This window comes from Odoribacter sp. N15.MGS-14 (assembly GCF_000980245.1).
GTDB classification, from domain to species: domain Bacteria; phylum Bacteroidota; class Bacteroidia; order Bacteroidales; family Marinifilaceae; genus Odoribacter; species Odoribacter splanchnicus.
On sequence record NZ_LARE01000086.1, the window covers coordinates 1 to 9,698 of the forward strand.

8 protein-coding genes and 2 tRNA genes are annotated in these 9,698 nt (G+C 43.5%); 8 read left to right on the top strand and 2 right to left on the bottom strand.

The window, feature by feature from the left end; translation table 11 throughout:
* The 6 genes from WS34_RS13155 to WS34_RS13180 form a co-directional block, all read left to right on the top strand.
* Nucleotides 1-1,040 (top strand): ATP-binding cassette domain-containing protein (locus WS34_RS13155; RefSeq protein ID WP_046405339.1); only part of this gene is annotated, 1,040 nt, incomplete at its 5' end.
* A gap of 108 nt (nt 1,041-1,148) precedes the next feature.
* Nucleotides 1,149-3,581, top strand: a complete 2,433-nt coding sequence (locus WS34_RS13160; RefSeq protein ID WP_046405341.1) for a S9 family peptidase — start codon at nt 1,149-1,151, stop codon at nt 3,579-3,581.
* Between the two features lie 226 nt (nt 3,582-3,807).
* Nucleotides 3,808-3,879 (top strand) — tRNA-Thr (locus WS34_RS13165).
* Nucleotides 3,880-3,924: 45 nt separating this feature from the next.
* Nucleotides 3,925-3,996: transfer RNA gene (locus tag WS34_RS13170), tRNA-Glu, on the top strand.
* 54 nt (nt 3,997-4,050) lie between these two features.
* Complete coding sequence (locus tag WS34_RS13175) at nt 4,051-4,986, top strand: DMT family transporter (RefSeq protein WP_046405349.1); 936 nt, start codon at nt 4,051-4,053, stop codon at nt 4,984-4,986.
* A gap of 199 nt (nt 4,987-5,185) precedes the next feature.
* A complete protein-coding gene (locus WS34_RS13180; protein ID WP_013613590.1) occupies nt 5,186-5,776 on the top strand; it encodes a MarC family protein in 591 nt (196 codons plus the stop codon).
* Between the two features lie 7 nt (nt 5,777-5,783).
* On the opposite strand, the gene WS34_RS13185 is transcribed toward WS34_RS13180, so the two are convergent.
* Together WS34_RS13185 and WS34_RS13190 are read right to left on the bottom strand one after the other, a co-directional pair.
* A complete protein-coding gene (locus WS34_RS13185; protein WP_046405344.1) occupies nt 5,784-6,284 on the bottom strand; it encodes a YqaA family protein in 501 nt (166 codons plus the stop codon).
* Between the two features lie 160 nt (nt 6,285-6,444).
* A complete protein-coding gene (locus WS34_RS13190; RefSeq protein WP_022160688.1) occupies nt 6,445-6,897 on the bottom strand; it encodes a YqaA family protein in 453 nt (150 codons plus the stop codon).
* 128 nt (nt 6,898-7,025) lie between these two features.
* On the opposite strand from WS34_RS13190, the gene WS34_RS13195 reads away from it, so the two are divergent.
* Nucleotides 7,026-8,372, top strand: coding sequence for a sigma-54-dependent transcriptional regulator (locus WS34_RS13195; RefSeq protein WP_046405346.1), 1,347 nt, complete (start codon nt 7,026-7,028; stop codon nt 8,370-8,372).
* 28 nt (nt 8,373-8,400) lie between these two features.
* The coding region (locus WS34_RS13200; protein WP_046405348.1) for a TlpA family protein disulfide reductase at nt 8,401-9,698 on the top strand (1,298 nt) is incomplete at its 3' end.

The following is a 9,698-nucleotide window of genomic DNA, read 5'->3' on the forward strand; positions in this document are numbered from 1 at the left end:
TTGTCGATCTTGGACCAGGCTCGGGAGTTGAAGGAGGCTATATTTTGTATGAAGGAGATTATCCGGGCCTCCTCCGGAGTAATACCCTGACCGGACAAATGATAGCCGGAAAAACGCCCCTTAAAGCTCAGTTCAGGAAACCTACTGCCTGGTTTACCGTAGAGCATGCCCGGATGCATAATTTGAAGGACCTGACTATCCGATTCCCTTTAGGGATACTGACAGTTGTAGCCGGAGTTGCCGGATCGGGAAAAAGTTCTCTGATGCAATGTTTCCGGGAGAATTACCCGGAAGAAGTGGTCTATATCAGTCAAAAGAGTATCGGGATCAGCTTGCGTTCTACTCCTGCAACTTATCTCGGTGTAGCTGACGATATCCGAAAACTCTTTACCCGCCGGTGTGGAACTAGCCTGAGTATGTTTTCGTTTAACGGAAAGGGGGGATGTCCACTTTGTAATGGAAAAGGGGTCATTGTTTCCGACATGGCGTTTATGGATTCGATCGAGACGGTATGTGAGGCCTGCGGAGGTTTGCGTTATTCGAAGGAAGTTCTGCAATATCGGGTCGATGGCTTTAATATAGCAGAAACGATGGACTTGACGGTACGTAAAGCTTCCCTTCGATTTGAAGGTAGTAGTATAGAACAAAAACTCAGGCCTTTGATGCAAGTCGGGCTCGGTTATCTCCACTTGAATCAATCCCTCTCTACCCTTTCCGGAGGTGAACTGCAACGGGTCAAATTGGCTTCATACCTGGATAGTAAAGGTAAGGTTTTCATTTTAGACGAACCCACCGATGGGCTCCATGTGAAAGATATCCACCATATTCTCCGGCTTTTCGATACGATGGTCGATCAGGGAAATACAATCTATCTCATCGAACATAACCTGGATGTCTTAAAAGCTGCGGATTATGTGATCGAATTGGGGCCGGGGGGAGGGCTGATGGGAGGGGAAAAACTTTTTGCCGGAACTCCTTCAGCTTTACTGGAATCCACAAATTCCGTTACTGCTCCTTATCTTGCTCGGGAACTTCCTTAGGGATTCCGGGACGGACCTTTCGTCCGGTTTTTAAAAACCATACGAAAGGTCCGTCCCGGAATCCCTAAAAATGTGTATTTTTGTACACAACGTTGAAATGGTTATTATATGAAAAAAAATCGGATTATTATTATTTTATTTATCGGCCTCTGTTGTGCCGGTAAGGTATTTTCGCAAGAGAGGTTACCTGAATATTTGCAGGCAGAAAAGTTTACCGGAGATAAGCTGAAGAATATGTTGTTTTCTACTTTGGTCGATCCGCATTGGTTTCAGAAAGGAAATCGTTTCTGGTTCGAGTATAAAACGAGTGAAGGAACTTTTTGGTATGTGGTCGATCTGGCTGCGCGTACCAAAAATCTGCTGTTCGACCGGGATGAACTGGCTGCTCAGCTGACAGAGATCGTTCATGATCCTTTCGAGGCCCGTCATCTGCCGGTACGTAATCTCAAGGCAAAAGAAGATGGCCGGACATTTACTTTTGAGGTGGAATCTTCGCAAGAAGTGAAACCGAAAAAAGAGGAGAAAGACAAGAAGAAAGGAGAAAAAGAAGTCTTTTATTTCTCTTATGATTATCCTTCCCGTAAACTTACTCATCTGAAAGGACAGGAAAAGGAACCGAAAAAATTGGGATGGGGAAATTTTTCTCCCGATGGCCAGACGGTGATATATGCTAAGGATTGTAACCTTTTCCGGATGAGTCGGGAAGATTATGAGAAAGCCCGGAAAAACGAGAAGGACAGTACGATTCTCGAGATTCAATTGACACAAGACGGAGTGAAGGATTTCGGTTATGGCATTCCTTACAGTATGTTGAATACCGATACGCTTTGCAACGGTAAACGCCGGCGGGTATCGGGATGTTGGTCTCCCGATTCCAGACACTTTGCGGTAACGGTATCCGACGACCGGGCAGTAAAGGAATTGTGGGTGATCAATTCTATCGCTCAGCCACGTCCTACGTTGGAAACTTATAAATATCAGATGCCTGGAGAGATGGAAGCCCCTGAGGAGCATCTTTATGTATTCGATATGCAGAATAATGTTCGTAAGGAAATAAAAGTAGCGGCGTTTAAAAATCAAAATTTGAGTTTATCCTATAAACCTGCAGAACAGAAACAGCGGGACATGGAGTATGTATCACCGGTTTGGCTGGGAGATAACGACCGTTTTTTTCTGGTTCGTAGTAGCCGGGACCTTCATCGTATTGATATCTGCTCTTATACGATCGGGCAGGATTCGATTGTGCCGATTATTCAGGAGCGGATGAATACTTATCAGGAAACGCGGCCTTTGGCTGTCTTGAATAAGGGTAAGGAGTTGATTCATTGGAGTGAACGTGACGGATGGGCTCATTTATATTTATACGATGATCAGGGAAATCTTAAAAACCGGATCACGAAAGGCCCCTGGCATGTGGAGCAGGTGCTGAAAGTGGATGAAGCTACACGGACGATCTATTTTGTGGGGAATGGTAAGGAAGAGGGAGAAAATCCGTATTATGAACAGTTGTATAAAGTGAATGTAAATGGGAGTGGACTGAAACGGATTACAAAAGGGGAGTATTTTCATAAAGTAAAAATAGATGACGATGCCCGTTTCATTGTGGATAATTATTCGAGGGTGAATACGATTCCCTGTGCCGATCTGTTAGACCGGGAGGGGAATAAAGTGATGACTATCCAGGAGAGTGATTTTTCGCAATTGAAAGCGGCCGGTTATCGGTTTCCGGAACCTTTTGTCGTCAAGGCTGCCGATGGGGTGACGGATTTATACGGGGTGATGTATAAACCTTACGATTTCGATTCGACCAAGGTATATCCCATTATCGATTATGTTTATCCGGGCCCTCAGGTTGAAGCTGTATATTACCCTTTTACCCGGATGAGTGTAAGGACGGATCGTTTGGCTCAGGCCGGATTCATTGTGATTTCAGTAGGACAGCGGGGTGGACATCCTTCCCGCTCCAAATGGTATCATAATTATGGTTATGGGAATATGCGTGATTATCCTTTGGCCGATCATAAGGTGGCCGTCGAACAATTGGCTGCCCGCCATAAGTTTATAGATATCGACAGAGTCGGCATACACGGTCATTCGGGAGGTGGCTTTATGTCTACAGCTGCAATTTGTCAATATCCCGATTTTTATAAAGCTGCGGTATCCTGTGCCGGGAACCACGACAACCGGATTTATAACCGTTGGTGGAGCGAGACACATCATGGCGTGAAAGAGGTCGTTTCGGAAAAAGGAGATACTACTTTTGTTTATAAAATAGCTACGAATCCCGAAATTGTTAAGCAATTGAAAGGTCATTTGATGCTTGTACATGGTGATATCGATAATAATGTCCATGATGCGAATACGATCCGTGTTGTGAATGCTTTGATCCGGGCTAATAAGCGTTTCGAGATGCTGATTCTTCCGGGGCAACGTCATAGTTTCGGAGATATGGACGAATATTTCTATTGGCGGCTGGTGGATTTCTTTTCTGAGCATCTTAAAGGTCAAAAAGAAACTTCGGTCGATATTCCGAGACGCTAAGGGAGGATAAGCAAAGCTGTCTCCGGTATTCGTGTTCGGGGACCCGAACACGAATACCGGAAACTATCCTTATTTTATTATTGATTTTCAGTAGTTTATTTCAATTATTGATAAAAACTGATCGAAATCTAAAAAAAATACTACAAAAAATTTGTATTCTACTGTAAAACCACTACCTTTGTACCGCTTTCAAATAAGGGTAGCCTGAACGAAAGTAAAAGTGAATGCTGTTATAGCTCAGGGGTAGAGCACTTCCTTGGTAAGGAAGAGGTCGTGAGTTCAAATCTCACTAACAGCTCTGGGGAAAGTCTGCAAAAGCAGGCTTTTTTAAAATACTCGAAATGGCGCTATCGTCTAGGGGTTAGGACGTAAGATTCTCATTCTTAAAACAGGGGTTCGATTCCCCTTAGCGCTACGCTCAAAAGAACTGACTGAAGTCGGTTCTTTTTTGTATTTAATTTATTCCGATATGAATCTGATGAAATTGAAAGGCCATAGCTCGATGTTGGGGGCTAATGTGATGTGGGGATTGATGTCTCCCGTGGCAAAATTTGTGATGGTAGGAGGTGCGGTTACTCCTCTCGTTGTAACTGATCTAAGGATTACGGGGGCTATGGTGCTGTTTTGGATCGCTTCATTCTTTCAGAAACCTGAACGGGTGGCTCCTAAAGATTTATTAAAATTGTTGGGGGCATCTCTCCTGGCTATTGTTTTTAATCAGGGATGTTTTATTTTCGGGGTAGGACTGACTTCTCCGGTGGATGCTTCCATCATCACCACCAGTATGCCTTTGCTCGCCATGGTTTTAGCGGCGATTTATTTGAAAGAACCGATAACAGGAAAAAAAGTACTGGGGATTGCAGTCGGAGCTACCGGGGCGTTGTTGCTGATTTTAGGGAGCCATCAGGTTTCGGAGGCTAAAGCGGCTGGAAATCATTATATCTGGGGAGATTTATTGGTGCTGTTGGCACAATTTAGTTATGCTCTTTATTTTGTGTTGTTTAAAAATTTTGTGAATAAATATTCCTTGATTACCATTATGAAATGGATGTTTACCTATGCTTTTATTTGTGCTTTACCCTTCTCTTATAATGATTTGCTCCATACGGAGTGGAAGAGTTTACAAAACACTGAAATCGGAGCATTGGTATTTATCGTGGTGGGGAGTACTTTTGTTAGTTATGTGTTGATAGTCATCGGGCAAAAAAATCTACGCCCGACTGTTGCCGGTATGTATAATTATGTTCAGCCTTTGGTAGCTAGTATTGTTGCTGTGTGTTGGGGGATGGATACTTTTAATTTTGTGAAAATCATTTCAGTCGCTTTGATATTCGGAGGGGTCTATCTGGTAACCAATAGCCGGAGTAAAGCAGAAATGGAGGCTGTTGTAGCGGATAAAAATTAACTTGCTGTAGGAAGAAAAAAGAGAAACGGACCGAAAACGGGATGAAAGGTCCGTCCCGGAATCCGGAATTAAAATTTATCGGAAAAGTACCTGTTTTTTCTTTAGAAAGTAGTATTTTTGTTGTCTTAAATTTAACTACGAAGGGTTTGATTGTTTTATTTTAAACAAAACGGCTCTTTTGTTGATAAAAATACACACGATGGATATTTATTTTAGCTTTAAAGAAATTATCAGTGCTTTTATGGTACTGTTTGCTGTAATCGATATTCTGGGAGCCATTCCGATTATCATTAGTTTGCGTGAAAAGAATCAGAAAATAGAGGCTGGAAAGGCAGCTATTATTTCTTTTGTTATATTAGTAGCCTTTTTGTTTATCGGGCAGGCATTATTGGGATTATTCAATGTCGATATTTCTTCTTTTGCCGTTGCCGGTGCTTTGGTGTTGCTGGTTTTAGCGGTAGAGATGATCTTCGGTGTCGAGATATTTAAAAACGATAGTCCTTGCGGGTCGGCTACGATCGTTCCGCTGGTATTTCCTTTGATTGCCGGGGCGGCTTCGTTTACCACTTTGTTGTCGTTGCGGGCGGAATATAATATTCTCAATATCATCATCGCTGTCGCGATGAATATGGCATTGGTGTATCTGGTATTGCGCTATGTGTATTATGTAGAACGTCTGTTCGGTAAAAGCGGAGTGTACGTAATGCGTAAATTATTCGGTATTATCTTGTTGGCAATAGCCGTTCGCTTATTTACCTCTAATCTGACTTCTTTGATCGGTAGTTTTTGATTGGAAATCAGAGTTTATCGAAAAATTTGATAAAACGGCTTGAAAAGATCAGGAACAATAGCGTCCATAGCAGAAAGCGGCACATTCTGCCGATAAACATCAGGATAAAAGTATGGGTTCGTTTCGTCTTATAGAAGCCGAGTGCTACATTCGAAATATCGCCGATAACGGGAATCCAGACCAGGAGTGCCATCAGGCCCCCGTATTTTTTGATTTTATTTTTCTGTTTCAGCAATTGTTCTTCTTTGATATGGAATAATTTCCGTATCCGGGTGGCATTGCCGGCATAACCGACTCCATAAATCACCAATCCTCCGATCCAACCACCGGTTGTCGCTACGAAAAGACAGAGCCAGGGGTTGAATCCCATAGCTAACATACTTACATATAATAGGTCTGCACCTAAAGGAATAAAAAGTGCAGACAAAAACGAACCGGCAAACAATCCTAAATAGCCATAATGCTCCCAAAATTCGGTGGTCGCTAATATGATAAAGTCATGTCCCATTTGCAGAGGTTTGATCGTGCTCTTACAAATACGTAAAGGGGGAAGGAAAGTTGTTGGGACGGTGGAAACGGATAAAACGGTGACGACAGATAAAACGGCGAGAGGCAAGAGAACAGAAAAAATAGTGGAAATGGTGAGAGGGGCGGTAAAGAGAGAAAGTTTAAAAAAATCGTTCTCCGTATTGCAGGTAGAGCCAGGTCCAAAGCAGGAAGCGGGCGAAACGGCCGATTAACATGTAGATGGCCGAGGCATAAGGTTTGATTTTGTAAAATCCCAGGGCGACGGCCAATAAGTCACCGATAAGCGGAAGCCAGGTAAACAGGGCCAGCCATACTCCATAACGGTCTATGTTTTTTTTCTGACGGAGGAGCTTTTCTTCCTTCACCTTCAGCCAGCGTTCGATCCATTCCCAGCGGCCCAGCCAACCGATCCAGTATGAAGTGAGTCCTCCCAGCCAATTACCGGTTGTGGCGATAACCAGGCAGGCCCATACATTTCCGCCTAGAGCCAGGATACCCACCAGTAATACATCCGCACTCATCGGAATGAGGGTAGAAGCCAGAAAAGAACCGATAAATAATCCCCAATATCCTAAATCGATCAATGAATCCATGCGGCAAATTTAGGATTTTCCGGTCAAACCTTTGGGCATTTGTCTTTTACTTTTTACTTTTACGAACAGAAGTAGGTATAATTAATTTAAGTTCATAAAGTTTGTAGACCGATTTAATTCTGGGTATAATGGGTAAGGTGTTAATCATCGATGATGAAAATCAGTTACGGGGACTATTGGCCCGTATTATTGGATTGGAAGGTTATGAAGTCATTCAGGCCGACAGTTGTAAGGCTGGGTTGAAACAAGTGGAACAGCAAAATCCCGATGTGATCATCTGTGATGTCCGCTTACCGGATGGAAGCGGTGTCGATCTTATAACAGAAATGAAGCGGCTCGGACCTTTGACCGAGATTATCCTGCTGACCGCCCATGGGAATATCCCGGATGGAGTACAAGCGATAAAAAACGGTGCATTCGATTATATAACCAAAGGAGACGACAATAACAAAATTATTCCTTTGCTCAGCCGTGCTATGGAAAAAGTAGAAATGGCCAGGCGTTTGCAACAATTGGAGAAACAGGTCGGACAAAAGTATTCCTTTGAGTCGATTCTCGGGAAATCGAAGCCTATCCGGATGGCTGTAGAGTTGGCCAGAAAAGTTTCTGTGACGGATGTACCTGTATTATTGACCGGTGAGACAGGAACCGGCAAAGAAGTCTTTGCTCAGGCCATACATCAGCATAGTAGCCGGGCGGGCAAGTCGTTTGTGGCGGTCAATTGTTCGGCTTTTAGCAAAGAACTGCTCGAGAGTGAGATCTTCGGCCATAAAGCGGGGGCCTTTACCGGGGCTTTGAAGGAAAAGAAAGGACTGTTCGAGGAAGCCGATCAGGGAACGATCTTTCTGGATGAGATCGGTGAAATGGCTTTCGATTTGCAGGCGAAACTACTACGGGTACTGGAAAGTGGCGAGTTCATAAAAGTGGGGGATACCCGTCCTATTAAAGTAAATGTCAGAATTATAGCCGCTACGAACCGAGACCTTCAGAAAGAGATCGAGGCCGGGCATTTCCGTGAAGATTTGTATTACCGCTTGTCTGTTTTTCGGATTCAACTCCCTCCTCTGCGTGAACGGATAGAAGATATCGAATTGTATGTCCGGGCTTTCGTGAAAATGTTCGGACCGGGTGTGGGGAAAAAGATAGAAGAGATTACACCTGAATATTTGGGAACCTTGAAAAAACATGTCTGGAAAGGAAATGTCAGGGAATTACGTAATGTGATCGAACGAAGTATGATCATTGCCGACGGTGCGGTATTGACCGTAAGCGATTTGCCCTTCGATATTCAGCAGTCGGTTTTGGAAAGTGAAGGCGGAAAAGGATACTCTGAATTCGACCTGGCCCAGGTGGAAAAAGCACATATACGGAAAGTATTGCAATATACCGGAGGAAACAAGACCGAGGCTGCCCGTTTGATGCACATCGGCCTGACAACCCTTTACCGTAAGATCGAGGAGTACGGAATAAGATAGAGGGAAGGTTTTAACTAAAAAATAATAAATGAGATTCGGTTGCTTGATTTTACTGATGTTTGTCGTTCTTGCTTGTGGGCGGGAAAAGAAAAAAGAAACGGTGAATCCTTTGGCTTATGCCGTGATTACAGGTCATATCAAGAATAGGCAGGTTTATCCTCAGCAAAGTGCTTTAAAGGTGATTATTCCTTCTTACTGGAATGCACAGACAATACAGGAATGCGCGATCAGGCCCGATCACACTTTTACTTTTCGTTTTCAGCCATTGGCTTTGCGTGATATTTCGATAGAGACCTTTATCCCTTATCTGTTGATACGTCCGGGAGACAGTTTGCATATCGAATTGGATTTTGCTAAGCTGAATAAAGTGGAGTTTTCGGGTACTGCCGGGAAATTGAATCAGGATCTCTACGCATATACCGATGGTGAAGGCTATTACCTGGAACAGCGGGCGGGAACGGACGACCAGAAATTACCGGTTACTGCATTTCGAAAAAAAATGGATAATGAACGGGAAGTTCGTTTACAAAGAATATTGAGGTTTGCAAAGAAATACCAGATCGGAAAAGATTTGCAAAAGTGGATCATGAAAGGGCTGGAAGCCGAATATTATGATTTATTGCTCGAATATGGATCGCTGCATTCCTTCCTGACCGGTGATACGGTGCCTGCCGGATTTTTCAATTTCGATGCTGCCCTGGAAAATTTGTTCACCGGGGAGGTGATACATTCCCGTTTATTCGAGCTGGCTGCCAAATTCCGAACCCGGCCCGGTCTGATAAAGGATACGTTGCAAAACAGTACCGAAATACTGATGAGAACCGCAAGTAGTACGAAAAATAAGGTCTTGTCGCAATTTATGGTCGCTTCCCTGTTCGATACACACCTGGGGTTTAATGATGTGACTTTCTTCGAGGAGAACAGGGATTTTTTCGACGGACACGTGACCTTGCCGATATTACGCGAACCTCTGCTTCGAAAATATGAAACAAAGAAAGTTTATTTGAATAATCCGAAACCGGTTTCCGATGCGATGCTGTATGGAGTTACCCCCGAAAATGGAAAGATGATTATTGCCGGCGAAGGAATGAGAAAATTACAACAAGTGATACAGGCGAATAAGGGTAAAGTCATCTTGATTAATTTTTGGGGAGGATGTCCGGCTGCAATTGACAATCTTAGTATTTTGAATGATTTGTCGGAAATATATAAAAATGATGAGGTGGCTTTTGTTTCGATTGCTGATGATGACCCAATAATTAGGAAATGGGCGGACGATTATGATTTGAAAGGACAAAAGTATTTCTGGCCTGATCCGGATACCCG